This is a genomic window from Buttiauxella cochleicola, assembly GCF_021282405.1.
Lineage (GTDB): Bacteria > Pseudomonadota > Gammaproteobacteria > Enterobacterales > Enterobacteriaceae > Buttiauxella > Buttiauxella massiliensis.
The window spans coordinates 162,330-187,317 of record NZ_JAJSOU010000006.1 but is presented as its reverse complement, the minus strand read 5'-3'; the positions used below and the strand labels follow the sequence as shown (position 1 = coordinate 187,317).

Sequence of the window (24,988 nt, the reverse complement as noted above, 5' to 3'; positions counted from 1 at the left end):
GCATACTTTCAATCTTAGGTTAAATTATTGTTATTCTTCTGTGCGTACCACTTAATTACTTTCATTGATCAATGCGATGCGATCGATCGGTAAAATCGATCATAAAAGGCAGTAATAAGGCCACTAGTTATGTGGCCTGTATGTATGCTTGCTTTAACTCATGCCGCCTGTTCTTTCACTCCGCATAGTTCAGGGAGATTAGCGCGCACCAATGCCTCAGCAAATGGCGGCGGTACCGCATTGCCGCAGCGAGCGACTTGCTTATCCTTCGCATACTTCAAGCCTCGGTAGTCCTGGTCGATGATGTACCATTCAGGGAAGCCTTGGGCGCGATAAAGCTCATGCGGTTGCAGCATGCGCATGCCAATATCGACAATCCGATACGTCACGCCATCGACTGTGATGAACTCACGATAATCATCGCCGCAGTATTCACGCAGGAAAGCAGATACCTGTTCTGCGCGCTGCTCGTCATACTCATCAACTGCCAGATAAGTCTCGACGTTGCCAACATGCAGCCCGCCAGCAGTTAAGCCTGGTGTTGGCGCATCCACTACCTGACCGTCTTTGCATGTTCCCCGCAGCATAACGAGATGGGATGTAACGAGCGCGTGATGATCCACTGTCGTTACTGAATGCACCGGCTCATCCATTGAGACACCCGGCCCTGTGTAGTTACCGCCAAAGTGCTTAACAAGGTTTGCCGCCACTACAGCGAATTTACCGCCGCCTGCAGTAACTGTCCCTAAAGGTTTTTCAACCTGAAGCACTCGAGGAGACTGCCCCGGACGTTCGCCATATCCCATCTGGATTAGTGTCGCTGCGCATAATTGGCTTTTACCGCCGCCCCCGGCAGTGATTGTTCCGTTTGGTTCTATCACTTCGTGCCCAATGCTATTGCCAAACTGACGACCAACAAACAGCGCGATGTAAGCTTCAACGATGCCCAGCGCGTGACCATTCCCGCCAGGCCGCTTTGACGTTCCAGCGGTTACTGTCGGTACCGGCTCGCGGCAATCCTGTCCGGTTGCGCCAGTTCTGAACTTAGTGAGGTGTGGTACCGCAATCGCGTAGCCATGCGTTTTGGTGATGGTCTGCAATGGCTCATCCAGCGATTGTCCTCGGAAACAGTCGTACTTCGTCCGCGTGCTGGTGTGGTTGCATTTCACGATAAACGGCGATGGATTATCGATTACGAAGCGCTGAATGCCCCGGGCAATTCGCTTTAAAGTATTCGTGGCCAGCGGTCGCTTACGCTCAAAGATACTCGGGCAACCCAGTGACCAGTCGATACACTCGGCAGCTGTACGCCACGGTTTCAGTGCGCCGTTTAGCACTCCCAACGACTTTGGGTCACCGTGTGATGGCTCAGGCCATGTAACCGGCTGCCCGTCACAACGCATCACCATGAAGAAGCGTTTGCGGATTGTTGGCGCGCCGTAGTCGCATGCTCGAAGTTCACGAGAATCAACGTCATATCCAAGCCCGTTAATCAGGCGAAGTGCGTCACTACTGTGTGGCTCAAAACCGAGGAAGTCACATGCTTCAGTCAGTGCTGGATGCCCTGCATCAATACCAGCGCCCAGCATGCCAACGAACGCCGCAAAGGTTTCACCAGCACTTTTCGGATCTGGTCTCTGCTCGCCATTTTCATCAGTCAGTAATGGTCCCCACGTTTTGAACTCTTCCACATTCTCCAGCATCATCACTCGAGGACGAACCGCCAACGCCCAGCGAAGCACAATCCATGCAAGCCCGCGAATCTCCCGCGCTACCGGCTTTGAGCCTTTCGCTTTACTGAAATGACGGCAATCAGGGGAAAACCAGGCGAGGCCAACTGAATTACCTGCGGTCGCTTGCTTCGGGTCGATATCGAATACCGACTCGCAATAGTGCAGCGTGTCCGGGTGATTGGTGGTGTGCATCGCCACAGCATTAACATCATGGTTTATTGCGATATCCACACTGCGACCGATTGCCATTTCAATGCCGGTACTCGCGCCACCACCACCAGCAAAGTTATCAACGATAATTTCTCTCACGCGTAATTCTCCATGGCGGTAGCCAGCGAACGAGCTGCTGTGATAATTGACGGTACCGGCATTTGCTCCAGCCACATACGATTGATGTGATGCTTCAGGCGGCGCTGGTGATGCGCCGGTAATACACCGGCACTTTCAATCTGGGAATAAACCATACCTACTTCGGCAGGCCATACAGTTTCCTGAGCGCCCACCAGTAGCAGAGACTCAAGTTCGACGATGCGCTTAGTCGCGTAGCGCACGAGAGTTTCCAATCCGTTATCCATCGCGTGACCTTTGACGAAAATAATCCAGTGCGTCTTATCTTCTTTGCCAGTGCGCTGCCCGATGAGCGGCTTCTCAGGTGTGAGCGCCAGAACCTGGTTAACCGGTATTTGGGTTTCGTTCCATTTGAAGATGAGAACGCCGTGTGGCCGCAATACTCGAAAGGCTTCAGCGAACCCGGCACGTAAATCATCGCGCCACGTTTCTTTGTTCAACTTCCCGTACTTCTTACCCATCCATGCACTATCACCAACGCGCTCAAGGTGTGGCGGGTCAAACACAACGACCGGGAAAGAATCGTTGGCGAACGGCAGCGCGCGGAAGTCGGCAATCAGGTCAGGACGAATGACCAGGCGACGACCGTCGCAAAGCGTATGCTCTTCGCTGCGAATGTCGGTGAAAATAGCCCTGTCATCATGCTTATCCAGCCAAAACATGCGAGAACCGCAGCACATATCGAGAATTGACGGCATTCCCTGCGATTCGAGTGAGTTAGTCATTACTGGCCTCCTGAGCGACAAAACGAGACGGTGACCAGTCGCAGTACGTATCCGTTTCTGTATGACCGAAAATGGCTTTGCAGCGGTAAATGTGGCGGCAGTCTCCACATTTAGTTCCAGCAGGTAACTTCATCTTGTCTGGGTCTGCCGGGTCATAGTTCAGCGCTTCGGTGTTATTACTCATTGCCAGCATCCTTGCGTAGCTGCGCGGCGAAATCAATGCACAGCAGGACGATGCCTTTCCACTTCCGTTGTGTTGATTTATCGCCAACAAAGCGCTGATATTCCTTCCCAGCAAAGTCAGCAAGTTCATCCACGCCCTGCGCCTGAATGTTTGCAAAAAATGCATCGGTAGCTGGGGTTTGAAGCATTTTTAAATGACGCTGGCGCCAGTCGATTTTCAGGGTTGGATATTGCTCTTGCTCAAAAGAATCGTCAGATGCAGCTCGATTTTCAGCCCATGACTTTAGCCCGGAATTATCAACCGCCAGATTTACCGCCCGCTTGTTTAGCTCGTCGGCCCGCACACGCTGCACAGCCAGTTCGGTAGCCAGCGCTTTCACCAGCTTTGCAGATTCAGCATCAAGCCCTTTAGCCAGCGCATAGCCTGCCGTGACTAATTCCTGAGTTTTGGTATTCATGCGCGCACCTCGGCAAGTAAACGGTTAAGTAAAGCCATGTTGGGACTCAGGCCAAATACAGGTTTATCGGTATCAGGCGCAGTAGGTTGCAAGTGGTAGCGCATCTGCCCATTCACTCCGCTGCTCTCGATGACTCTTTCCCGCTTGAGCAATGCCAGACCGGAACCGACCGTTGTCGTGCTGAGGTTCAGCGCCTCCCTGATTTCGGTGTGAGTACAGCCTTCATGCTTACGGATGTACTCTTCGATCAACTGGCGGCCTGTTTGTTTTGTTTGTTTAGTCTTCATCAAATATGCCTCACACGTCTGCGCCGGCAGAGTAGCGGCGTCCGGATTGATTGGTATTGGTTTGCTGGCGGGATGCGTTGCGCGCCTCGACCTGGTCGCATGGCAGAAAGTGGCCGTTGATAAATTTCTGGTACACGGTACCCAGGGTGCCGAAGCGATTTTTTGTCACGATGATTTCGGCATAAGGCGCTGCCGGGGAATCCTCGTTGTAAACCGCGTCTCGATACAGCATGAGGATCATGTCTGCGTCCTGCTCAATGCTGCCTGAGTCGCGCAAATCAGAGTTGTTCGGGCGCTTGTTTGGGCGCTCTTCTACTTTCCTGGAGAGCTGGCTCAGAACAAGAACAGGCGTACGCAGTGCCTTGGCCATACGCTTGAGACTTCCTGAAATGTGCCCGACAGCAAGGTCATGGCGATCGGCCTTTGGCATATCAATCAGCGTCAGGTAATCAGCGATAACAAGTGACAGGCCAGGATGCTTTTGTTTGTGCCGGGTTGTGATGGCTCGAATTTGTTCGACGTTCAGTTTCGAAGCGTCGACAATCCAGACATCCATATCAGTCAGGCGCCCTATCCCGCTTGAAACTCTTGCCCAACCTTCGTCATCCATCTTCGCTGGGTTGCGAAGAACTGAAACAGACATACCGCCAGCGCCTGCCAGCTGTCGCTCAATGACCTGCATAGAGCTCATTTCGAGAGAGAAAATCAGTACGCCACGTCGTTTCCCTTCACTGCATTTCTGCTCGCCAACACCGCTGGCAACCGTTAACGCAAACTCTGTCTTACCCATACCAGGTCGTGCAGCTGCGATAATCAGGTCTTCAGGGTTAAACCCGCCCGTAATGCGGTCCAGTTCTTCAATCCCGGTTTTTAGCGTGTCGGACTCATCCCCCATGGTTAGCCGCGCTTCCAGCTTTGTTGCATAGTTATCCAGCAGCTCATTCATGTGAATAGGTCGGATTTCGTCCTGTGGCTTGCGAATAGTTTCGATACGCGCCACCAGTTCGAGAATGGCTTGTTCGGCGACATCCGTTGTGCCAGCCTCAATGCGGTTGTATGTGTCCGTCATGGCATGAAGCACCTGACGGCGTTCATAGTTCGCATTAACGCGGCCAGCGTAGCCACGAAGGTTTGCAGCACTTGGACATGCCCGATAGGTTTCCCACACATCAGCGAAATGCTTTTCACCCATGGCCTCAGCCACCAGCATGGTATCGATAAGATTGCGCATTTTTGCCTGGCGCTGAATCTCACGGAACATCGCCTGATACAGAGGGATCGAGAACGCTTCAGGCTCAATGGTAGCAATCACTTCACCGCTTTCCGGCGTCATACCGCTAATCAGCAGGCCACCGATTACACTGGCTTCCAGTTCCTGAGTAATCATTCAGCCACCTCACGCTCAGCAAATTTACCTTCACGAACGCCAACAAGTGTTGTTTCGCGGAGCATGAAATCGAAATCAGCACGCCATCCTGACTTGCTGTCTCCGAAGTAATACGACCGGGCCATTCGTGAGAACGCGGAAAGGTAGGCTCGGAAGCCATCGACGTTTGGAGTTTTCAGGCGTGGAAGCAGTTGTTTGATAGCCCGGCGACGCTTGTCTGTCAGGTCACGAGCATTCGGAAGGCGATCACCGAGAATGTCGTTGTAAGCATCTAAAAACGCCTGGTAGGGAATGGCAGGTGCCCGTTTTTTGGATTCTTGTTCTGCCTGACCTTCTTCCTCCCCCTGTGGGGGTAAGGGGGTATTATCTTTTATATTTAAAGTATTTCTTTTGTGTGCTCCCAAAGCGGGAACATCTTGTGTATCCGGTTTGGATACATTTTTTGTTCCCGATTTGGATACAAAGTTACCTATTTGGGAACACTCAGGAATTACCCACTCATCAATGTTCTTATTTGGCCCAATCGTCCCGGCTTCAGAGATGAGAACCTTCATAGAAATCAATTCGTTCTTCGCTATGTTTGCTTTTGAGCGGCTTATACGGGCTATCTCAGCTAACTGGCTGTCTGCAATGCGGTCCATTTTCTTCTTGAAGCCATAAGTTTTACGGCAAACAGCATGCGCGACCTTGGCCTGATTGCGTGTCAGATTGGCACCGATAAGCTCCTCGTAAAGCCGCATAGCAATCATGATGAAACCATCATCCAGATCTGCCACCTGACGCTCCACGACCGCCAGTGTCGGTCTGATTGGTGTTACTGTTGCGAGGTTACTCATGCCCCTGCTCCTTGCGCTTCAGTTCTTCCAGAATTGCACGAAGCTTCTCTGCCACCGTAGGATGAACAGAATGCTCGAGACGGGCCCGAGTATTGTTTTTATGTACAGCTGTCTGGTAATGGCGCGGTTTTTTTGCCATTATTCCTCCTGCATTTACTGACGTTTGTGCACCTGAAAGTCGCTTCTGTTCCAGCAGAGCGGCTTTCGCCATTTTTGAACCTTTCATATCGCTCCAAGCATGCTTGTCACCATTTCCATCAATGGGCCGGTCAGTGCCGGGTCTACACGAAACATCTCCACAATTCCCTCGCTCAGCTCCTTCAGCTTTTGATGAGTTGGCGCATCAAGCGCAACTGCCACCTTAGCCTCGCTGGTTTCTTTCTCCAGTCGTGCCAGGCGCATCATGATGTTGTCCGCAGGAACTAACCGGCCGCGAAATTCCAGCGGCAGAACAGCAAGAATTGATGGCGTGAGCTTCTGGATGTTCTCCCGGTATTTCTCAGAGTTGAATTTGTTGTCCAGGTAGCGAAACAGCTTCTGGCGCCCACGGCTAATATCATCGGGAAAATCAATTCCCTCACCGCCGCTGGCATTCCATTGTTCAATGATCAGCGCTGCAACAACGTCCTGATTGTCGATTGCAGCAGCCCAGGAGCGGACAGCATCGCGGATCACTTCATGCCCATCATGCTGCTTGGGTTGATAGCGATTTATCATTGGAACGAGATTCAGCTTGCTATCATCTTGAAACGTTAGGGTTTGCATGGTTATGCCTCCTACTGCGGTAAACCATCGGTTGGGTTGGGATAGAGATCGGGGCGCAGTTCGTGCGGAGTTACTTGCCAATCTAACGCCCTGCTGGCGTTGATAACTTCATTGCTCGCTACGCCGTTACGAAACCAAGCAGAAACGGTTTGGGAATTTTTCCCGACGCGTCGTGCTAGTTCTGACTGGCTACCGCAAACGGCAATAATTTTCTTTTGAATTTGCTCTTTCATGACACCTCCCAAATTTGTTGTCACATAATTGACAATTAAATTATCAATGTCAATTAAATTAACTACTCACAACTGAAAAGAAAGTTTGTATGCTCACATGTCAAATAGAGTTGGAAAGCGCGATGATTTTTGAAGAACGTTTACAACAAGCACTGGAAGAGACGGGAATGTCTCAATCCGAGCTAGGCCGACGCGTGGGAGTAAACTCTCAATCTGTGAGTGGTTGGTGCAAAGGAATTCTGCCTAGAAAAGATAAGCTGGAGCTTCTTCCGGAGGCACTTGGTCGTCCATTACATTGGTTCTTCATGCTCCCTGAGGATGAGGAAAGGATCAGGGCAACTACGGAAAGCAAAGTAGTTTTATCTGATGCTCAAGCCAGAATGTTAGAGATTTTTGACCAATTACCCGGAGAAGAGCAGGAGCGTTTTATTAGCCTTGCCGCGCTGAGACTTGAAGAACTAGACAGGTTTATGCAGGAATATCTCAACAGAAGAAAAATTGAGCCTACTAATCCCGAGTAAAAAGTAACTTTTCTACTAATAGCCGCCCCTTGAGGCGGTTTTTTTTCGCCTAAAAACCCCTCCCTCATGAAATCAAAACCACCAGTTGATAATCTAATTATCATTTTAGCATTGACGACTGATAATTTTATTTGTAGTGTTAGCAACATCAAAACGCAGAAACGAACCACTCAGGCAGGAAGCCCACGAAGTAGCGGCCCGACGCATACGAAGATCGGGATGAGGTGGAGAAATTAACGCGCAGCAGGTTTAGCAACGTTCCGCCAGCCTGGCGATAAGGGCAAAGGGGATTGAGATGTTCGATTTAATGCGTAAGCCAGTGAAGCAGCAGGCAGTCAGGCTGCCAGTAGTGATGGTGATAGTTCGCAAGGTTTGTTATGTGCTCGCCCAGAAAGGCGATCCAACAAAAACGAATTCGCAGTAACGCAAAAACCCGCGCAAGGCGGGCTCTACGTCCAGCGATACCGGCAAAGTGCGCTGGAAATCTGATTAACCAAAGTAACCACCCAATGGGCGCTATCAATGGCTCGGGGATCTTACAACCTTTTGGAGCGTAAAAACAATGATGTTCGCCTATCTAATCAAGGCTCGGCCTAAAGCAGGCAAGCCAAATTTGTTCACCTGGTTCGATTGCAAATCTGACTCTCGCGCCGACCGTGAAATCATGAACATCCTGGAAGATAACGATATCGAGACAGGCCGAGGCGCTGATTACATGCTGCCGGTTCGCACTAACGTGCCAGTGTTTGATGATTTACCAGAAGAAGGCTCACTGGATGCTTCATGGTGCGAAGACTATGAACTGTCTGAAGATGGTAAGACCTGGCAGAAGATAGCTGCTGTAGTTGATGAAGCGCCAGAAGCTCCCGTCGTTGCTGATTCTGTTATTCCGGAGAATCCGGCAGCCGAAGAGAGCTCGTCGGAATCAGCTGCTACATCTGACAACACTCCAATGGATAAAGACCTGGTTGTTGATGCTAATGACGATGACCTCACAGAATACCCAGTGGCGGAAATGGCATTCGGCAGAAGACTGCTTTCTCAGCTGATCAGTACCGTTACCGCTCATCATATTAAGCACGCTCAGCGCGTTCAAATTATGGAGATGTCGCTAGATACCGATAACAGCTACGTCCAGAACCTGTTACTGGCAGCCAGAAACGCACCAGGACTTGAAGACCTCAGCACTGCGCAACTGTGGAAATACACCTATGCCATCAAAACTGTATTCCCAATGGATAAGCGTCACGAACTGACCCGCGTCGTTCAATTCTCTAATTTATGGCTGACCACAGAACATATTGATCGCGGAATTCTGGTGCGTGAGTGGACCGCAGGTAATTACATCACGTCAGTTCAACGCACACCCAGCGGTGCAAACGCAGGCGGAGTAATCCACTCCGATCGCCTGACGCCACAAACTGCGCTTGGGTTGGAATATGAAATTGCGCAGGGAATATTAGCTCGTAACAACGAGTTTGATATTTATAACCCCCCGATGGAAATCGACATTATGACTAACAGCATAATGAACAAATATGAGAACCAGGAGTTTCTGGCTACTCGTGAGATTTTCATCTCGATGCCTGGCGGTTTCGACTTCTCCCGCGCCTCCAATGTAGCAACGGTTAAAACCACCCCTCCAGGGTTATGGAAAACACCGGTTCAACATCTTGAGTATCTGAACAGGGTTATGACTGAAACGGATCATGCCCACCCCGATCCACTCATTGTCGATATTGCGTGCGGTCGTTCCTCGCTACCAATGCCAATGGCTACAGAAACAAATCAAACATCCGTCGAAGACGTAAACAAACAACTGGCTGCTGCACGAGGCGAGTTTGTAGAAGGCATCAGCGACCCGAGCGATCCGAAATGGGTGCACGAAGAACTTAGAAGCGCCAGCTCAAATGAGGGTGAAAAAACGGAAATTAAGCCAGCGGAGACCACCAGTGATGAGCAGATGGAAACGACTGACAGTAACGAAATCGCGGGTAGTGCTGAGGTTTCAGCAGGCGAAGGTACTGATGCAAATGATCCGCAAGCAGTTGCCGTAGAAGAACCGGAATTAACGGAAGCAGAAAAAGAAAGTTCAGCTCAGCAAATCCAGAACCTCACGCAGCGCATTGAGCGCCTTGAATCAGCACTTGCCGCCATGTGTTCTGTTTTCACTGCTGCGGAGGTGGCCTGATGAGCCGTTACTGCTCGCAATGCCTGGCCCTGCGTGATGAAGAAGATCTGGTTAAACGCCCTGTCCGCTTTTACACAGGCATTCGTCAACTTGTGTTTTGTGCTGACAAGAAATGTGATGACAGCTACTTCGCATCCCATCCGCAGCGCTCGCACAGTCGTCGGAGAATGGCATGAGCCATGAAATCCAACGCCAGCAGGCTATGACGCTCATCGCTATGTTGTGCCTGACTTACCACTTAACGCCAGCTGACCTCGAAGAAATCGCCCACCAGCTCGCGCACTTTGATGCTGTATGTGATTACAGAACTCAGGGAGTAAATAATGTTGCGAATCATTGATACCGAAACCACTGGACTAGAAGGTGGGCCAGAAACCGTAGTTGAAATAGCCAGCGTCGATATTGTCGACGGTGTGATCTGCAATCCGATGAGCGACTTCGTTAAGCCACTGGAGCCGATTGGCTTTGAAGCAATGGCCATTCACCACATTACCGAAGATATGGTGGAAAGTGCCCCGCTTCTCGGCGAAGTGATTAGCCGTTACCTGGGTGCAGAGGTCTACGTTGCACATAACGCGAAGTTTGACCGCTCAAAGCTCCCGCAAATCGATGCGCCATGGATCTGCACAGCGAAACTGGCCCGCGCCCTTCTCCCAGAGCACAAGAGCCACAGCAACCAGTACCTGCGTTATAGCCTGGGTCTGAAGCCGGAATTACCTGAAGGTCTTTATGCACACCGCGCACTGTATGACTGCTACGTCACGGCTGAACTGCTGATTTACATGGGACGCCTGGCTAAGTGGACCATTCGAGAGATGCGCGAGATTTCCAGTAACCCTTCGCTGATTAATGCGATTCGCTTCGGCAAGCATAAAGGTCTGACGTTCGCAGAAATTGCAAAGACCGACCCCGGATACCTGCGCTGGTTAGTCGGTAACAATGAAGATGAAGACATTTTGTTTACTGCCAGACACTGGCTTAACGGGGGCAACTGATGGGTACTCCAGTGCTGATCCTCGGTGATTCTGGCGCGGGCAAGTCATACGGCCTTCGTAAATTCAAGCCAGAAGATGTAGTGCTGCTGCAATGCATCCCGAAAATGCTGCCGTTTAAATCAACCGGCTGGAAGCTTAACGGCAAGGAACTGCCAGACGGCAGTATCCAGCGCGGCAACGTCCTGCGCTCGGACGACTGGGAAACAGTGCTGGATACCATTAACCGCATGGTGCTTTCCAAAACCCGGCGCGTGCTGATTATCGATGATTTTCAGGTGGTGATGCAGCACGAAAACATGAAGCGCGCATACCAGACCGGTTACGGCAAGTTCACCGAAATGGCGGACCACATCTGGCAAATCATCATGGCGGCCACGCATTTGCCTGACGACTTCCGGATTTACTTTCTGGCTCACACCGAAGAAGCCGAAGGCAAGATCCGGATGAAAACCACCGGGAAGATGCTGAACGAAAAGCTTACGCCGGAGGGGTATTTCTCGATCGTTCTGCGCGCCATCAAGAAGGACGGGAAGCACGTATTCCTGATTAAAGGCGATGACAACGACACCGCCAAAGCGCCGCCAGACCTGTTTCCTGACCAGACGGAAATGGAAAACGACCTCAAAGCGGTCGACGTGGCAATCACTGAATTCATGACAGATTTATAACTTTTAAGGATTTTAAGATGAACTCACCAATGACTTTTAACTGGAACGCAGAATCAGCTGAGCTTGCGAAGAAGGCTGGCGCATCGAATGGCATTAATGAAACAGGCGCTTATGAAGGCGTGATTACTTCAGCGGTCTACACGTTCGGCAAAGATGGCAGCCAGTCACAAGCGCTGGAACTCAACTTCGAAAGTAATGGCGCAAAAGCCAATTACATCCGCATTAACTACCAGGGCAAGGAAGGCCAGCAAACTTTCGGGATGGGTTTGGTCTCCGCAATTATGTGGGCTGCACAAATTAAGCAGGCACAGCCTCAGCAGGTTCAAACGCCAGAGGGAACCGAGTGGCAATGCCCTGCGCTGGTAGGCAAGAAAGTTGGCCTGTTCCTGCAAAAGGTTCTGCGCACCAAAGATGATGGCTCTGACACCTACCGCTTCGAGCTGCGTCATGTATTCCAGGTCGGTACGCGCAAGACCTATGCCGAGCATAGCGAGAATGCACCGGCCGAAGCTATTGCAGCACTCGAGGCTTCAATGAAGGACAAGGATGAACGCACGAACAATGGCGGTCAGCAGTTCTCAGGCAACCGCAATGCGTCACATGGTTCAAACCCATACGCACAGAACAACGGCGTGCAACAGTCACGTCTACAGCAAGCCGCCCACCATCAAAACGCACAGACCCAGTCTCCGCAATTCGACGACGACATTCCCTTTTAGAGTTGATTTCCGGGAGGCTAACCCCTCCCGCTCATGGAGTAATTAATGGACATCATTGATAACGCAAGCGAATTGGAAGAGTTACACCGTAACGCCGCGCTGAGCCGCACCCGTATGCAGACCAATTCGGCCTCAGCTACGCATTGCCGTGAATGTGACGAGGTATTGCCGGAGGCTCGCCGGATTGCGATCCCTGGCTGCCAGCTCTGCGCGAGCTGCAAGGGAGTTGAAGAGTTGCGCGAGAAGTTGCGCCAATAACTCGATCAGATTCAGCACAAAGCCGTTTGATTTCGATATATCACTTAATCACGGTCTGCTTTCATATAATGAGTAAGGTAGACCGTTGGAGAGAAACCATGCCAAAACTTCTCAATTTGCAGGAATGGGCCGATTCGATTTACTCCACGCCACCATCACTTTCTACTTTACGTCGATGGGTTCGTGAGGGTCGCATTTATCCAGCTCCAGAGCTCCACGGTAAAGAGTACAAATTATTGCCGGATTCAATCTACATTGACCCACGCAAAAAGAACCTTCGCTTAAAGCCTAAGCATCAGAAACTGCCCGCGACCGGGACACTACTTGAGAGACTGAGACATGACGAAAAGGCCAGTACGTTACGACGCTAATCTGCCGCGTAATCTGACCTTTCGCAAAACCAAACAAATCTATTCCTGGCGCAATCCGATTACTGGGCAAGAAATTTCACTCGGCAAGATTGCGCGCAAGGATGCAGTAGCCCAGGCAATAGAAGCAAATAATTACCTCGACCAGAACTACCTGCCATCTAGCTTGTTAGAACGAATTATGGAAACCCCAGATTTTACAGTCTCGAAATGGCTGGAGAGGTACTCTGTTATCCTGGAGCGAAGGGATCTGAAACCTAACACAATGAAAGTTCGAAAAAATCAATTGGCGACTCTTGAAGATGAATTTGGAAGCATGCCACTGAATGCGATCACAACTCGAGATATAGCATCCTTCCTGGAAAGATATATTGAGTGCGATAAGAAAAGCATGGCCGTGGCACTTCGTTCTGTTCTGTCTGACATTTTCAGGGAAGCAATAGTAGAGGGGTATATTGATAAAAACCCGGTTGAGCCAACCAGAGCACCTGCCCCTGAAGTTAAGCGGGGTCGACTTGTACTCGAGCAATTTAACGTTCTGCGATCTGTTGCGGATAATTACAGCCCTTGGGTGAGGAGTTCATTTGAACTGGCCCTCGTAACCGGGCAGCGCCGCGAAGATATTAGTTTGTTCAGGTTTAGCGACATTAAAGATGGAAGGCTTTTTATCACCCAAGAGAAAACTGGACATAAACTTGCCCTATCTCTTGATTTGAAACTTGAAGCTGCTGGACTGTTACTGAGTGAAGTTATAGATAACTGTCGAAAAGATAACCCGTCAGATTTTATGCTCTTTTCATCAGTGAGACGCGGGGGAAGAAAACCAGGAGCATTAACACCCGATGGACTAACGCAGGCGTTTGCAGATGTCCGGGATAATAGCGGGGTAAGTTTCGGTCCTCATCCACCTTCCTTTCATGAGATGAGAAGTCTTGCCAGTCGATTATACGAAGTTGAGTTTGGCGAGGATTTTGCACAGCGATTGCTAGGACACAAAAATTTAACAATGACCAAAAAATACCTTGATTCGCGCGGGGCTGAGTATGTTATGGTTTAGACTGAATATTGAGTTTTCGGGAAAATTTCGGGATATTTCGGAACTGACCACAAAAAACCTTTATAAATCATACAGATAAAAAAAGACCGAATACGATTCCTATATTCGGTCCAGGGAAATGGCTCTTGGGAGAGAGCCGTGCGCTAAAAGTTGGCATTAATGCAGGCAGACATCGCCTTGCCTTCTAAGAATAGATTACCGGCGCAGGTTTTCCAGTCCGGCGCAAAAGTGTTCAGAAAAAAACTGCGGCGCAGGTAATATTTTAGACAAAAACCGCAATATCCGGTCTACGGTTATTGCGGTTTTTTATTTTTAATTAGTGAGTTATCGCATTTTAGCTACACAATTTCTCAGCACGCTCAATAAATGGAGCAAGACTCTTTTTTTGTCCCGGTGTCTTAGGATCATCAATTTGAATCACGGAGATGGGCTGGCCAGTGGTTTTACCGCTGCTCACTTGTTGTTGCGCTACGTCGTTTAACGGGTATTGCATCAAGGTACTTGGGTTGATTGCAAAGAGCGCATGTCCAGGGCGGCAACTTAGCATTACCTCTTCACGGTTAAACGCCCAGTTATCTTTACCCATTTCAAAACGGCTTACGGTGATAATTTGCGGTGCGGCTAATGCACTACCTGCGCAAGCCAGCAATAACAGCGTCAAAATACTTTTTTTCATGAATATCTCTTGAGCTAATAACGTCTTCAGTACGGTTCCCAGGTAGCGAAAATGCTAACAGCAAGGAGCACCACCACCGACAGAATAACTTCCAGCCACGTTAACTGGATAAACTGTTTTGTGGCTGTTGGCATACGATTAAATCTCGGCACCAAAAAATAGCGGTTATACAGGGCGATGATAACCATCACGGCAACAAAGGCAACCTTCACCAACAAGAAGCGCATGTAGTTACTTTCCAGTGGTAGAGACCAGCCTAAAATCATCAGGCTGTTGATTAGTCCACTGAGTATTAAGGCAGCAACCGCCAGATGCCCGTAACGCGAAAAACGCATCATCGCGGTAATGGCACTGCCGCGCCAGCGTGGTTTTTGAGCCATGCGCATGCACATCAAAAGCGGCAGTAATCCGCCAGCCCACCAGCCAGCACTAAGAAGATGCACTGCATGATTTAAGCGTTGTAAGCCACCTACAATCCCTTCACGCATCGCGGCATGCCCGACACCTGCCAACAAAATAAGTTGTGCCGCCGCAAGGATCATTAACATTGACTGCAAAGGGCGCGGTTTAAGCAGCAACACCACAAGTGTCACCACACTCAGTAATATCTGCCACAACCAGATGGACCCAAAGCTCGTTCCAAGAACCGCCAACCAAATCTGGGGATTAATGACATCTAGCCAACCACTGCCCATCATACCAGCCTGAGCACATAACAATAATATTGCGCTTAGCAACGTCATCCAGACGGCGGAATGCCATTGCCATTTTAGTCGGCGAATGAGAACCGGCTTAAACGCTTGAGGAGCAAGCAATGAGCATGAGATGGTACTGCCAAGCAGCACCATTAATGCAGCAAAATGAATAAATCGCAGCGCGATATAGAAACCTGGTAGCATCCGGCTTACTTCACCGAGAAGTGATACTTCCCTTTCGTCTTATGTCCGTCAACGGATACTACATGCCAATCAACCTGGTAATCTCCCGGTTTCATAGCCTCTTCGACTGGAACAATAAGCTGCTTATCATCTTTTTCGTTGCGCTTAGCCGTGCCAGTCTTCACGACTGTTTGCTGTGGCCCGGTGAGCGTAAGTCCGCTAAAATTCGCTTCAACTCCTTCAGAGAAATTAAGGGTAATCGCCTGTGGTGCAGCCGTTACCGCAGCATCTGCCGCTGGATATTGATGCTTTAAATGCGCGTGCGCGAAAGCTGAGCTGGAAACAGTAAGTGCGGTAAAGAGAGTGGCGATGGTAATGAGACGAGTTCGGGTGAAAGCCATATCAACTATTCCTTTTTCTTATTCGAGACGGCAAAAGGATAACCTTGAGCCCAGGTTAAGTCGAGATGAGAACAGCTATCAATGAATGTAAAGACTTGTCATCACGGATATCAACAAGTACCTTTGCGGCAAAAAACACGAGGCCAATATGAATCACAATCTTGCTGAATTACCCCAGGACGAAATGGATAAGATCAACGTCGATCTCGCGGCTGCTGGCGTGGCATTTAAGGAACGCTACAATATGCCGGTGATCGCCGAAGTGGTAGAACGCGAGCAACCTGTGCATTTGCGTGACTGGTTCAGAGAAAGACTGACTGCTCATCGACTGGCTTCAGTCAATTTGTCCAAACTGCCGTACGAACCTAAAGTGAAATAAATATTATCCCCACTAAACTTCCTGACAAAAATGGTGTTAAGATTTTTCCCGGTTTATATATCTAAACACAGGAATTACCTGTTACGGCCATAGGATGATGGCCGTTGGGTAGATTGATTAAGGAAGAACGTATGCCTGTCTGGAATGTTGCTGCAGCGCAATATGGCGCCACACCCGATGACCTCGATGCGAATATCACACATCATTTAGATTTTGTTCGCTGCGCAGTTGCTGAACGAATAGATCTGCTGATTTTCCCCGAACTTTCCCTCACCGGTTTTAACATTGACAACCATCACGTCTGCGCCCTTCCCTTCACCGATGAACGCCTGAATCCTTTGCAAGATGCCGCGGTAAAACACCAAATGACTATTGTTGTGGGTCTACCCTTACGCAGTGAACAAGGAATATCAGCAGGATCGGTGGGTTTTTTGCCTGATGGTTCCCGAGTTGCCTGTTGTAAACCGCAAACCTGCGATATTGATCTCCCCGATCAACACACGCCATTGGTAGGTTTGCACAATCGTAGCGTGGCAATGGGTTTTAGCACCGACAGCGATGAAGAAACCTGGCCACGTAGTGCAGCTGAAATGGGTGCAAGTCTTTATGCCACGGGGAAATTCATTAATGAAATCAGCTACCAGAAAGATGAAATGTATCTGCAACGCTGGGCCCATAAATATAATTTACCCGTTTTATTAGCTAACCATGCGTTTTCTACCGGCAAATATCGGTCAGCGGGACGCAGCGCTTGTTGGGACGATCGAGGTGAATTAGTGGTTCGTGCCGATCATGGCGAGCTACTCGCAGTTGGAAGACGTGATGCAAAAGGTTGGCACGGTGAAATCATTCCATTACGCTAGCGCATTAAGAAAATACGCTAAGACTTGATGGAGTAGATATGCTGCGCATTATTGATACTGAAACCTGTGGTCTACAGGGTGGCGTGGTAGAAGTTGCCTCTGTCGATATCGTCAATGGCAAGATTGTTAATCCGATGAGTGACCTGGTACGCCCGGATCGTCCTATTAGCTACCAGGCGATGGCCATTCACAAAATTACCGAAGAGATGGTCGCAGATAAACCGTGGATTGAGGATGTTATTCCACGCTATCACGGCAGCCCGTACTACGTGGCTCATAACGCCAGTTTTGACCAGCGCATGCTGCCTGAACTGCCCGATAGCGAGTGGATTTGCACGGTAAAACTGGCGCGTCGTTTATGGCCTGGCATCAAATATAGCAATATGGGTTTATATAAATCCCTCAAGCTGGAAGTTGAAACACCTGCCGGACTGCATCATCACCGCGCGCTGTTTGATTGCTATATCACCGCTGCTTTATTGATTCGCATTATGGATGAGTCAGGCTGGACTCCAGACCAAATGGTGACCATTACAGGTCGCCCTGCACTTGTGAAAACCATGGCATTTGGTAAATATCGCGGCGAGCCGATTGCGGAAATTGCAGATAAAGATCCGGGCTACTTGCGATGGATGTTGAATAACATCAAAGAATTAGCGCCAGATCTTAGAATGACTTTAAAGCATTATCTCGAGGATTAGTAACAGCCTATCCCGCCCGCCCTGGTAAAGTTCCTTGTGCCAGGGCTATCAAGAAAGCGAACTCCAGAGCCACACCTTCGTAAGATTTAAATCTGCCCGATTTCCCACCATGCCCTGAGTCCATATCAGTACATAGCAATAGCAAATTATCATCTATACGTAATTCACGCAGTTTTGCGACCCACTTGGCAGGCTCCCAATATTGCACCTGGGAGTCATGCAGTCCTGTGGTCACCAGCATGTGCGGGTAGGCTTGTTCGGTGATTTGATCGTACGGGCTGTATTGTTTGATGTAGTGGTAATACTCAGGGTCTTGTGGATTCCCCCACTCTTCAAACTCGCCAGTCGTGAGTGGAATGGACTCATCGAGCATCGTCGTTAACACATCAACAAATGGCACCTGTGCAACAACACCGTGGAACAGCTCCGGACGCATATTAATTGCAGCCCCTACCAGTAAGCCGCCTGCACTCCCGCCCATCGAATAGAGCAAGTTTTCGTTGCCGTATCCCTGTTTAAGCAAACTATCACAGACGTCCAGATAATCATTGAAGGTGTTCATCTTCTTCAGGTACTTACCATCTTCATACCACTGCTGGCCGAGTTCGCCGCCTCCGCGTACATGCGCAATGGCATAGACGAAGCCTCGGTCGAGCAGGCTTAAACGACTGCTACTGAAATCCGCATCCATGCTGCTTCCGTAAGAGCCATAGCCATATACCAGCAAAGGGTTTTTCCCGCGCTGGAAATGTTCGTGATGGTAAACCAAAGAAACCGGCACCTGCACGCCATCACGTACTGTGACCCATAAATGTTCACTGCGATAATGACTGGCGTCGAAACCTGCAACTTCGGTTTGTTTAATCACGCGCCGCTCGCCGGTATCCATATCCAGCTCAAACAATGTATCTGGCGTGGTCATTGATGAGTAACCGTAACGCAGACGAGAAGATTCCGGTTCCGGGTTATGTCCAAGCCAGGTGACATAAGCGGGGTCATCAAAAGCAATTCCCGTCACTTCGCGAGTTTTGCGATTAATTTGACGTAAGCTGGTCAGCCCTTGCTGCCTTTCCTCAACGACCAGCCAATCTGTAAAGAGCGTAAACCCTTCCAGCATGACGTTTTCGCGCGGAGGAATCAGCTCTTCCCATTGGCTTTCATCACGCACTTTTGTGCGGTACAAACCAAAGTTTTTACCTGCCCGATTCGAGCGCAGATAGAAATTATGTTGGAAGTGATCGAGGGTATATTCGTGATCTTTGCGGCGTGGCAAAAAGCTTTGCGGTTGCGCATCTACTAGCTCTGCATCCAGCAACAGTACTTCGCTGGTGGTAGCACTGCTGAGATAAATTAGAACGAAGTGTTTCGAGGTGGTTTTATGCACACTGACATAAAACATTTCGTCTTTTTCTTCGTAGACTAATTCATCTTCGGAGGATGGATGCCCCACCGTGTGGCGCCAGACCTGATACGGCAATAACGTTTTGGGATGCTTGCGGACGTAATAAAGCGTGGCGGAATCATTCGCCCAGACAAAACTACTTTCGACATTATCCAGCACTTCCGGGTACCAGTTCCCACTTTCCAGATTACGCAAGCGCAGGCCGTACTGGCGGCGTGACAGGAAATCCTCTGCCAGCGCCATGACGGTGTTATCAGGGGTAATGCTCATGCCGCCCATGGTATAAAACTCGCTGTGGGCAGCACGACGATTGCCATCTACCAGCGTGCTCCACTCTTCCCACTCCTCCGACACCACAGACTGGCGCTGATAAATAGCGTATTCATTACCAGTTTCGAAAATCTGGCGATAGCGATAACCATTTTGCGTATACGGTGCAGAAATATCACGCTGGGGGATTCGATCGATCATTTCTTTGAGCAGGCGCTCTTGCAATGCCTGCTGCGTACTCATGATCTGATGACCGTAATCATTCTCCTGATGAAGATAATCAAGCACTTGTGCATCAGAGCGCTCATCATCGCGCAGCCAGTAATAGTTATCGATTCGGGTATCACCATGCATGGTCATGGTGTGGGGGATTTTTTTTGCTTTTGGTGGCATGTCATTTTTCTTTTTGAGTTAACACCCTGTAAGGGTGGCAAATTCAGACAGCCTTGCAAGCGTAACGTGGGATTTTAGGGAAAATGCCGGGATTAACCCGGCAGATTTAGTTTCTGTTGCTGAATATCTTGTTCAATGCCTTCGCGTACATCCTGCGGGATTTTTAGCGCATCCCCAAGCGCATTGAGATAACTGCGCTCCATAAAATGATCGATGTCGATTGCAGCGCAGCTTAAGAAGTAAAGCTCCAGCGCTTCTTCTTCGTTATTAACACCTTGCACAAGGCGTTGCGGATCAAGAGGCTGATCGATAGCTTGCTGAATGAGATTACGCCCCGGCCCTTCGATACCGGCATCACGTAGTTGCTGCTCGATAATCTGGCGTTCTTTATCATCAATATGACCATCGCTTTTAGCAGCGAACACCAAAGCGGTAATCAGGCGCTCAGTACGAACATCGACAGGCGACTGCTGCTGCCCAAACTGCGGCTCACCCTGATGGGCCTCACGCACTCGGTCTTTATATTTGTTCCACAGTACGCTTCCCGCAACCGCACCACCGCCGACCAATAACGCGCTGGTGCCGTACTTGGTCAGTAGTTTCCGTGACGATTTGCTCACCAGCAGCAAACCCGCTAACCCACCGAGTGCGCCAGGCACCAGTAACTTACTCAGCCCCTGAGAATTATTTCCCTGAGGAGTTTGTGAGGATTGATTCTGACCAGTGTGATTCTGGATGGATTGTGTCGCTTGCCCCAGCATAGACTGAAGCTGCTGTAACCAATTGCTCATTAGAGACACCCTTTGTGAGAACTTAACATCTGAGGTTAAGCCAAAGGCTGTCAAGAAGTGTCTGATAAGGCTAAAGATGAGAAAAGAACCGCGCCGGTAACCCGACGCGTTAAAACTTATGCCGCTTTGGTGCGCTTACGCGGGTGTTCAGCCACTTTATCGTCTGCAACAGACTCTTCAGCGTTATCGGCTTCATCTGCGACTTCACCGGCAGTTTCAGTACTTTCCACGTCCGGCAATTTGCCGCTTTTAAGCACGGAGGAAAGCACGTCTTTGTTTTCTGCCATCCACATAGCCAGCACATCGTTTTGCCCCTCTTCGAGAGCAACAGGACTGTGTACGAGCCACTCGCTCAATACTTCTGCCAGATCGAGCATTTTGTCATAGGCATCCGCATCTTTTTTACTGGCAAAAGACATTTTTTCTTGCCCCTCTCGTACAACAACGTATTTGATTTCAACCGCCATTTTGCAGCTCCGGTTTAACTGTTTATTTAAACAGTGTAATGATATTACCCCTGTATCGCAAGTGGGAAATTCGCTGCGCACGCAAACGTTTTCGTTTATAATCCGCCGGTCTATTTTCTCCGTTCGGGTATACAGATTATGTCAATTTTGGGAACAGCACTTCGTCCGTCAGCTACACGTGTCATGTTGTTAGGATCAGGCGAATTAGGAAAAGAAGTGGCGATTGAATGCCAGCGTCTTGGTCTGGAAGTTATCGCCGTAGATCGCTATGCAGATGCCCCAGCGATGCATGTCGCTCACCGCAGCCACGTCATTAATATGCTCGACGGCGTCGAGCTTAAGAAGCTGGTCTCTGTAGAAATGCCAGATTTCATCGTTCCCGAAATTGAAGCCATCGCCACTGACATGTTGGTTGAGCTTGAGAAGCAAGGTCAGTGCGTTGTACCTTGCGCGCGCGCGACAAAGCTGACCATGAACCGCGAAGGTATTCGCCGCCTCGCAGCAGAAGAACTCGCTCTGCCAACCTCCAGCTTCCGTTTTGCTCAAAGCGAAGAGGCATTTTTACAGGCAGTTGAAGAGATCGGTCTGCCTTGTATCGTTAAACCAGTGATGAGTTCTTCCGGTAAAGGGCAAAGTTTCATCCGCACAGCAGATCAATTAGCCAAAGCATGGGAGTATGCGCAAGAAGGCGGTCGCGCAGGTAAAGGCAAAGTGATTGTCGAAGGCGTGGTTAATTTCGATTTCGAAATCACCCTGCTGACTATTAGTGCTGTCGATGGCGTGCATTTCTGCGCCCCAATCGGGCACCGTCAGGAAGATGGCGACTACCGCGAATCCTGGCAACCTCAGAAAATGAGCGATATCGCTCTGGGCCGCGCGCAAGAAATCGCTGAAAAAGTGGTGAAGGCGTTGGGTGGTTACGGTTTGTTTGGCGTCGAACTGTTCGTGTGTGGCGATGAGGTTATTTTTAGTGAAGTCTCCCCTCGTCCACATGACACTGGCATGGTGACGATGATTTCTCAGGATGTCTCAGAGTTCGCGTTGCACGTCCGTGCTTTCCTCGGCTTGCCGATTGGTGACATTCGCCAGTACGGCCCGGCAGCTTCTGCGGTGATCCTTCCAGAATTGAGCAGCGACAACGTGCAATTCGGCAATGTGGGTGCAGCAGTAGGCGCAGGTTTGCAAGTACGGCTGTTCGGTAAGCCTGAGATTAACGGTAAACGCCGAATGGGTGTGGCACTGGCAACGGGTTCCAGCGTGGAAAATGCGATTGCACGTGCTATCGCTGCAACCAAAGCGGTAATCGTCAAAGGATAAAAAAATCCCCGCTCATCTGAGCAGGGATTCAATAACACGAATCATTCGAGTCGTAGGAAGGCGGCAAGAGAACGAATCCCCGGGAGCATAGATAACTATGTGACCGGGGTGAGTGAACGTAGCCAACGCATCTACGGCTCGAAGGATGACGTGTTATTTAGCGCCTTCGACTGCTTCACGAGCCAGAGTAGTAATACGATCGTAATCGCCAGCTTCCAGCGCGTCAGCCGGAACCAACCATGAACCACCGATGCACAGAACGCTTTTCAGCGCCAGGTAGTCACGGTAGTTAGCCGGAGTGATACCGCCAGTTGGGCAGAAACGAACCTGAGAGAATGGACCAGCGATAGCTTGCAGTGCTTTGGTGCCGCCATTTGCTTCAGCAGGGAAGAATTTGAATTCTTTCAAGCCGTAGTCCAGACCCAGCATCAGTTCAGAAACAGTGCTGATACCTGGGATCAATGGAATGGAGCCTTCGGTTGCTGCTTTCAACAGTGGCTCAGTCAGGCCTGGGCTGATTGCGAACTGCGCGCCAGCTTCAGTAACTTCTGCCAGTTGCTCTGGGTTCAGAACGGTACCCGCACCAATAATCGCTTCTGGTACTTCTTTAGCGATAGCACGGATTGCATCCATTGCACATGGAGTACGCAGAGTCACTTCCAGAACGCGCACGCCGCCAGCAACTAATGCTTTAGCCATTGGTACTGCGTGTTCCAGTTTGTTAATTACGATAACCGGGACAACCGGTCCTGTTTTCAGGATCTGTTCCGCAGTAGTTTTCCAGTTTTTCATCTCAAGCCTCTTCAACCAACTTTATAATTCGTTTCCAGAGCAGCAACCGCTACATCCGGTCCTTAAAATTTAATGCAGGTCGCGCCTTGTTCTGCGCCAGATAACTGTTCGCGTAACGCGCTAAATAGTTCACGACCGGTGCCAACGCGTTCCGCGCTGAGATCCGGGTGGTATGCAGTGCGTTTTTCAAGCTCGGCGTCATCGACCAGCAATGTCAGTTCACCCGTTTGACCGTTGACGCGAATCATATCGCCGTCCCGGACTTTTGCCAGCAGCCCACCATCATAAGCTTCTGGAGTAACATGGATTGCAGAGGGCACCTTACCGGATGCGCCCGACAGCCGTCCATCAGTGACTAACGCTATTTTGAAACAGCGGTCCAATAATACCCCAAGTGGCGGCATAAGTTTATGTAATTCTGGCATGCCGTTCGCTTTTGGCCCCTGATGGCGAACAACAACCACGCAATCACGGTCCAGAAGGCCTGCTTCAAACGCAGGTAAAACGTCATGCTGGCTTTCGAAAATGACGGCAGGCGCTTCAATAACCTGGTTTTCTACAGGTACAGCAGAAGTTTTCATCACCGCACGGCCAAGGTTTCCGCTCAGGACTTTGGTGCCGCCATGTTTGGAGAAAGGTTTATCGAAGGTGGCGATAACATCAGTATCGAGCGCGGTTGTTGCGCCTTCACGCCATGCCAGTTGGCCGTTATCCAGCCATGGCTCCATGGTGTAGTGATGCAAACCAAAGCCCGCGACAGTGTTCACATCTTCATGCAGCAAACCACCTTTGAGCAATTCACGCATCAGTACTGGCACACCGCCAGCAGCCTGGAAGTGGTTAATATCCGCCGGGCCGTTCGGATACAGACGTGCCAACAATGGCACCACATCGGAAAGATCGGAGAAATCGTCCCAGTTAATGATAATGCCAGCCGCGCGGGCCATAGCCACCAGGTGCATGGTGTGGTTAGTTGAACCACCAGTGGCCAACAAGGCAACGATGCCGTTTACGACAACTTTTTCATCAATCATTTTACCGAGCGGTATCCACTCATTGCCATTTCCGGTCAGACGCGTGACCTGCCGTGCTGCCGCAGCGGTTAGTTCGTGACGCAGAGGCGCATCCGGGTGAACAAATGAAGAACCCGGCAACTGCATGCCCATGAACTCAACCACCATCTGGTTGGTGTTGGCGGTACCGTAGAATGTACAAGTACCCGGTGCGTGGTAAGAAGCAGCCTCTGATTCCAGTAGCGCGATGCGATCCACTTTACCTTCAGCATACAGTTGGCGAATGCGCACTTTTTCTTTATTCGGCAAACCGCTCGCCATTGGGCCTGATGGCACAAACACAGCCGGTAAATGGCCGAATGACAACGCCGCCATGGTCAGACCCGGAACGATTTTATCGCACACACCAAGATACAGTGCGCCATCGAACATGTTATGAGACAGGCCGATTGCCGTAGACATTGCGATAATCTCGCGGCTCAGCAATGACAGTTCCATGCCATCCTGCCCTTGTGTCACGCCATCACACATAGCAGGGACGCCACCGGCAACTTGCCCAACCGCACCCACTGAATGCAATGCTTTGCGAATCTGGTCAGGGTAATACTCATACGGCTGGTGAGCGGAAAGCATGTCGTTATAGGACGTGATAATCGCAATGTTGTTACGCAGCATGCTTTTCAGCGCGGCTTTATCTTCTGGCTGACAAGCGGCAAAACCGTGTGCCAGATTGCCGCACGCTAATTCAGAGCGATGTACAGTATTCGACTTCGCTTTTTCAATCCGTGCCAGGTAGGCTTCACGGGTTTGGCGGGAGCGTTCAACGATGCGCTGTGTTACGCGTAACAAATTAGGATTCATAACAAGTCCTCATAAAGTGGCTGCCGTCGCTTTGGGCAGGTGGTCGACGTTA

32 protein-coding genes and 1 pseudogene are annotated in these 24,988 nt (G+C 50.0%); 15 read left to right on the top strand and 18 right to left on the bottom strand.

Going from position 1 to position 24,988, the window contains the following annotated elements; translation table 11 throughout:
- Positions 1 to 158: 158 nt before the first annotated feature.
- The 10 genes and pseudogenes from LVQ79_RS10295 to LVQ79_RS10250 all read right to left on the bottom strand — a co-directional run bounded on the left by LVQ79_RS10295 (position 159) and on the right by LVQ79_RS10250 (position 6,955).
- Positions 159 to 2,042, bottom strand: coding sequence for a DNA cytosine methyltransferase (locus LVQ79_RS10295; protein WP_232864845.1), 1,884 nt, complete (start codon positions 2,040 to 2,042; stop codon positions 159 to 161).
- Between the two features lie 275 nt (positions 2,043 to 2,317).
- Positions 2,318 to 2,806 (bottom strand): annotated as a pseudogene (locus LVQ79_RS10290) (class I SAM-dependent methyltransferase); the annotation flags it as partial.
- Positions 2,799 to 2,990 carry a hypothetical protein gene (locus LVQ79_RS10285; protein ID WP_232864844.1) on the bottom strand — a complete coding sequence of 64 codons (192 nt, stop codon included), beginning with the start codon at positions 2,988 to 2,990 and terminating at the stop codon, positions 2,799 to 2,801. The pseudogene LVQ79_RS10290 and the gene LVQ79_RS10285, both read right to left, overlap by 8 nt.
- Positions 2,983 to 3,447 (bottom strand): hypothetical protein, encoded by a 465-nt coding sequence (locus LVQ79_RS10280; RefSeq protein ID WP_232864843.1) that lies wholly within the window; start codon positions 3,445 to 3,447, stop codon positions 2,983 to 2,985. Before LVQ79_RS10280 ends, LVQ79_RS10285 begins: the two co-directional genes overlap by 8 nt.
- Positions 3,444 to 3,734, bottom strand: coding sequence for a hypothetical protein (locus LVQ79_RS10275; protein WP_232864842.1), 291 nt, complete (start codon positions 3,732 to 3,734; stop codon positions 3,444 to 3,446). The genes LVQ79_RS10280 and LVQ79_RS10275 overlap by 4 nt, the downstream gene beginning before the upstream one ends.
- A gap of 10 nt (positions 3,735 to 3,744) precedes the next feature.
- On the bottom strand, positions 3,745 to 5,118 hold the full coding sequence (locus LVQ79_RS10270) for a replicative DNA helicase (protein ID WP_232864973.1): 1,374 nt from the start codon (positions 5,116 to 5,118) through the stop codon (positions 3,745 to 3,747).
- Complete coding sequence (locus LVQ79_RS10265) at positions 5,118 to 5,957, bottom strand: replication protein (protein ID WP_232864841.1); 840 nt, start codon at positions 5,955 to 5,957, stop codon at positions 5,118 to 5,120. Before LVQ79_RS10265 ends, LVQ79_RS10270 begins: the two co-directional genes overlap by 1 nt.
- Positions 5,950 to 6,096: a hypothetical protein gene (locus tag LVQ79_RS10260; RefSeq protein WP_232864972.1), complete on the bottom strand. Its 147-nt coding sequence runs from the start codon at positions 6,094 to 6,096 to the stop codon at positions 5,950 to 5,952. The genes LVQ79_RS10265 and LVQ79_RS10260 overlap by 8 nt, the downstream gene beginning before the upstream one ends.
- Positions 6,097 to 6,179: 83 nt before the next feature.
- A complete protein-coding gene (locus LVQ79_RS10255; RefSeq protein ID WP_232864840.1) occupies positions 6,180 to 6,722 on the bottom strand; it encodes a toxin YdaT domain-containing protein in 543 nt (180 codons plus the stop codon).
- An 11-nt stretch (positions 6,723 to 6,733) separates the two neighbouring features.
- Positions 6,734 to 6,955, bottom strand: a complete 222-nt coding sequence (locus LVQ79_RS10250; RefSeq protein ID WP_232864839.1) for a transcriptional regulator — start codon at positions 6,953 to 6,955, stop codon at positions 6,734 to 6,736.
- A 122-nt stretch (positions 6,956 to 7,077) separates the two neighbouring features.
- Here LVQ79_RS10250 and LVQ79_RS10245 point away from each other — a divergent pair, with 122 nt between their 5' ends.
- The 11 genes from LVQ79_RS10245 (at position 7,078) to LVQ79_RS10200 (ending at position 13,732) form a co-directional block, all read left to right on the top strand.
- Positions 7,078 to 7,476, top strand: coding sequence for a helix-turn-helix domain-containing protein (locus LVQ79_RS10245; protein WP_232864838.1), 399 nt, complete (start codon positions 7,078 to 7,080; stop codon positions 7,474 to 7,476).
- Positions 7,477 to 7,771: 295 nt separating this feature from the next.
- Positions 7,772 to 7,900 carry a hypothetical protein gene (locus LVQ79_RS22495; protein WP_255668917.1) on the top strand — a complete coding sequence of 43 codons (129 nt, stop codon included), beginning with the start codon at positions 7,772 to 7,774 and terminating at the stop codon, positions 7,898 to 7,900.
- A gap of 138 nt (positions 7,901 to 8,038) precedes the next feature.
- The gene (locus tag LVQ79_RS10240) at positions 8,039 to 9,667 is read left to right on the top strand and encodes a RecE family exodeoxyribonuclease (RefSeq protein WP_232864837.1); all 1,629 of its coding nucleotides are present in this window, start codon (positions 8,039 to 8,041) and stop codon (positions 9,665 to 9,667) included.
- A complete protein-coding gene (locus LVQ79_RS10235; RefSeq protein WP_232864836.1) occupies positions 9,667 to 9,843 on the top strand; it encodes a hypothetical protein in 177 nt (58 codons plus the stop codon). Before LVQ79_RS10240 ends, LVQ79_RS10235 begins: the two co-directional genes overlap by 1 nt.
- The gene (locus LVQ79_RS10230) at positions 9,840 to 10,007 is read left to right on the top strand and encodes a hypothetical protein (RefSeq protein WP_232864835.1); all 168 of its coding nucleotides are present in this window, start codon (positions 9,840 to 9,842) and stop codon (positions 10,005 to 10,007) included. Before LVQ79_RS10235 ends, LVQ79_RS10230 begins: the two co-directional genes overlap by 4 nt.
- A complete protein-coding gene (gene exoX / locus LVQ79_RS10225) occupies positions 9,991 to 10,662 on the top strand; it encodes an exodeoxyribonuclease X (protein WP_232864834.1) in 672 nt (223 codons plus the stop codon). Before LVQ79_RS10230 ends, exoX (LVQ79_RS10225) begins: the two co-directional genes overlap by 17 nt.
- Positions 10,662 to 11,330, top strand: coding sequence for a DEAD/DEAH box helicase family protein (locus LVQ79_RS10220; RefSeq protein ID WP_232864833.1), 669 nt, complete (start codon positions 10,662 to 10,664; stop codon positions 11,328 to 11,330). Before exoX (LVQ79_RS10225) ends, LVQ79_RS10220 begins: the two co-directional genes overlap by 1 nt.
- A 17-nt stretch (positions 11,331 to 11,347) precedes the next feature.
- Positions 11,348 to 12,049 carry a single stranded DNA-binding domain-containing protein gene (locus LVQ79_RS10215; RefSeq protein ID WP_232864832.1) on the top strand — a complete coding sequence of 234 codons (702 nt, stop codon included), beginning with the start codon at positions 11,348 to 11,350 and terminating at the stop codon, positions 12,047 to 12,049.
- Positions 12,050 to 12,094: 45 nt separating this feature from the next.
- Complete coding sequence (locus LVQ79_RS10210; protein WP_232864831.1) at positions 12,095 to 12,307, top strand: TraR/DksA family transcriptional regulator; 213 nt, start codon at positions 12,095 to 12,097, stop codon at positions 12,305 to 12,307.
- A 98-nt stretch (positions 12,308 to 12,405) separates the two neighbouring features.
- Complete coding sequence (locus tag LVQ79_RS10205; RefSeq protein WP_232864830.1) at positions 12,406 to 12,678, top strand: excisionase; 273 nt, start codon at positions 12,406 to 12,408, stop codon at positions 12,676 to 12,678.
- Positions 12,647 to 13,732 (top strand): tyrosine-type recombinase/integrase, encoded by a 1,086-nt coding sequence (locus LVQ79_RS10200; protein WP_232864829.1) that lies wholly within the window; start codon positions 12,647 to 12,649, stop codon positions 13,730 to 13,732. Before LVQ79_RS10205 ends, LVQ79_RS10200 begins: the two co-directional genes overlap by 32 nt.
- 334 nt (positions 13,733 to 14,066) lie before the next feature.
- Here LVQ79_RS10200 and LVQ79_RS10195 read toward each other — a convergent pair whose 3' ends face one another.
- From LVQ79_RS10195 to yobA, 3 genes are read right to left on the bottom strand one after another with little or no spacing between them, the layout of a single operon-like run.
- Positions 14,067 to 14,408, bottom strand: a complete 342-nt coding sequence (locus tag LVQ79_RS10195; protein ID WP_151994609.1) for a YebY family protein — start codon at positions 14,406 to 14,408, stop codon at positions 14,067 to 14,069.
- A 26-nt stretch (positions 14,409 to 14,434) separates the two neighbouring features.
- Positions 14,435 to 15,307 carry a copper homeostasis membrane protein CopD gene (copD, locus tag LVQ79_RS10190; protein WP_232864828.1) on the bottom strand — a complete coding sequence of 291 codons (873 nt, stop codon included), beginning with the start codon at positions 15,305 to 15,307 and terminating at the stop codon, positions 14,435 to 14,437.
- Between the two features lie 5 nt (positions 15,308 to 15,312).
- Positions 15,313 to 15,687, bottom strand: coding sequence for a CopC domain-containing protein YobA (yobA, locus tag LVQ79_RS10185; RefSeq protein ID WP_232864827.1), 375 nt, complete (start codon positions 15,685 to 15,687; stop codon positions 15,313 to 15,315).
- Positions 15,688 to 15,835: 148 nt separating this feature from the next.
- Between yobA and LVQ79_RS10180 the strand changes: the two genes are divergently transcribed.
- From LVQ79_RS10180 to exoX (LVQ79_RS10170), 3 genes are all read left to right on the top strand, one after another.
- On the top strand, positions 15,836 to 16,066 hold the full coding sequence (locus tag LVQ79_RS10180) for a DNA polymerase III subunit theta (RefSeq protein ID WP_151994612.1): 231 nt from the start codon (positions 15,836 to 15,838) through the stop codon (positions 16,064 to 16,066).
- 131 nt (positions 16,067 to 16,197) lie between these two features.
- The gene (locus LVQ79_RS10175; RefSeq protein WP_232864826.1) at positions 16,198 to 16,929 is read left to right on the top strand and encodes a carbon-nitrogen hydrolase family protein; all 732 of its coding nucleotides are present in this window, start codon (positions 16,198 to 16,200) and stop codon (positions 16,927 to 16,929) included.
- Between the two features lie 38 nt (positions 16,930 to 16,967).
- The gene (gene exoX, locus LVQ79_RS10170) at positions 16,968 to 17,630 is read left to right on the top strand and encodes an exodeoxyribonuclease X (protein WP_064511929.1); all 663 of its coding nucleotides are present in this window, start codon (positions 16,968 to 16,970) and stop codon (positions 17,628 to 17,630) included.
- A 7-nt stretch (positions 17,631 to 17,637) separates the two neighbouring features.
- On the opposite strand, the gene ptrB is transcribed toward exoX (LVQ79_RS10170), so the two are convergent.
- The 3 genes from ptrB to LVQ79_RS10155 all read right to left on the bottom strand — a co-directional run bounded on the left by ptrB (position 17,638) and on the right by LVQ79_RS10155 (position 20,953).
- Positions 17,638 to 19,695, bottom strand: coding sequence for an oligopeptidase B (gene ptrB, locus LVQ79_RS10165; RefSeq protein WP_232864825.1), 2,058 nt, complete (start codon positions 19,693 to 19,695; stop codon positions 17,638 to 17,640).
- 92 nt (positions 19,696 to 19,787) lie between these two features.
- Positions 19,788 to 20,486 carry a tellurite resistance TerB family protein gene (locus tag LVQ79_RS10160; RefSeq protein WP_232864824.1) on the bottom strand — a complete coding sequence of 233 codons (699 nt, stop codon included), beginning with the start codon at positions 20,484 to 20,486 and terminating at the stop codon, positions 19,788 to 19,790.
- A gap of 116 nt (positions 20,487 to 20,602) precedes the next feature.
- Positions 20,603 to 20,953, bottom strand: coding sequence for a YebG family protein (locus LVQ79_RS10155; RefSeq protein WP_232864823.1), 351 nt, complete (start codon positions 20,951 to 20,953; stop codon positions 20,603 to 20,605).
- A gap of 138 nt (positions 20,954 to 21,091) precedes the next feature.
- Here LVQ79_RS10155 and purT point away from each other — a divergent pair, with 138 nt between their 5' ends.
- On the top strand, positions 21,092 to 22,270 hold the full coding sequence (gene purT, locus LVQ79_RS10150) for a formate-dependent phosphoribosylglycinamide formyltransferase (RefSeq protein WP_232864822.1): 1,179 nt from the start codon (positions 21,092 to 21,094) through the stop codon (positions 22,268 to 22,270).
- A gap of 153 nt (positions 22,271 to 22,423) precedes the next feature.
- Here the strand turns inward: purT and LVQ79_RS10145 are convergent, their stop codons facing one another.
- Together LVQ79_RS10145 and edd are read right to left on the bottom strand one after the other, a co-directional pair.
- Positions 22,424 to 23,062, bottom strand: coding sequence for a bifunctional 4-hydroxy-2-oxoglutarate aldolase/2-dehydro-3-deoxy-phosphogluconate aldolase (locus tag LVQ79_RS10145; protein WP_034455128.1), 639 nt, complete (start codon positions 23,060 to 23,062; stop codon positions 22,424 to 22,426).
- 62 nt (positions 23,063 to 23,124) lie between these two features.
- A complete protein-coding gene (gene edd / locus LVQ79_RS10140; RefSeq protein WP_232864821.1) occupies positions 23,125 to 24,936 on the bottom strand; it encodes a phosphogluconate dehydratase in 1,812 nt (603 codons plus the stop codon).
- Positions 24,937 to 24,988 lie beyond the last annotated feature (52 nt).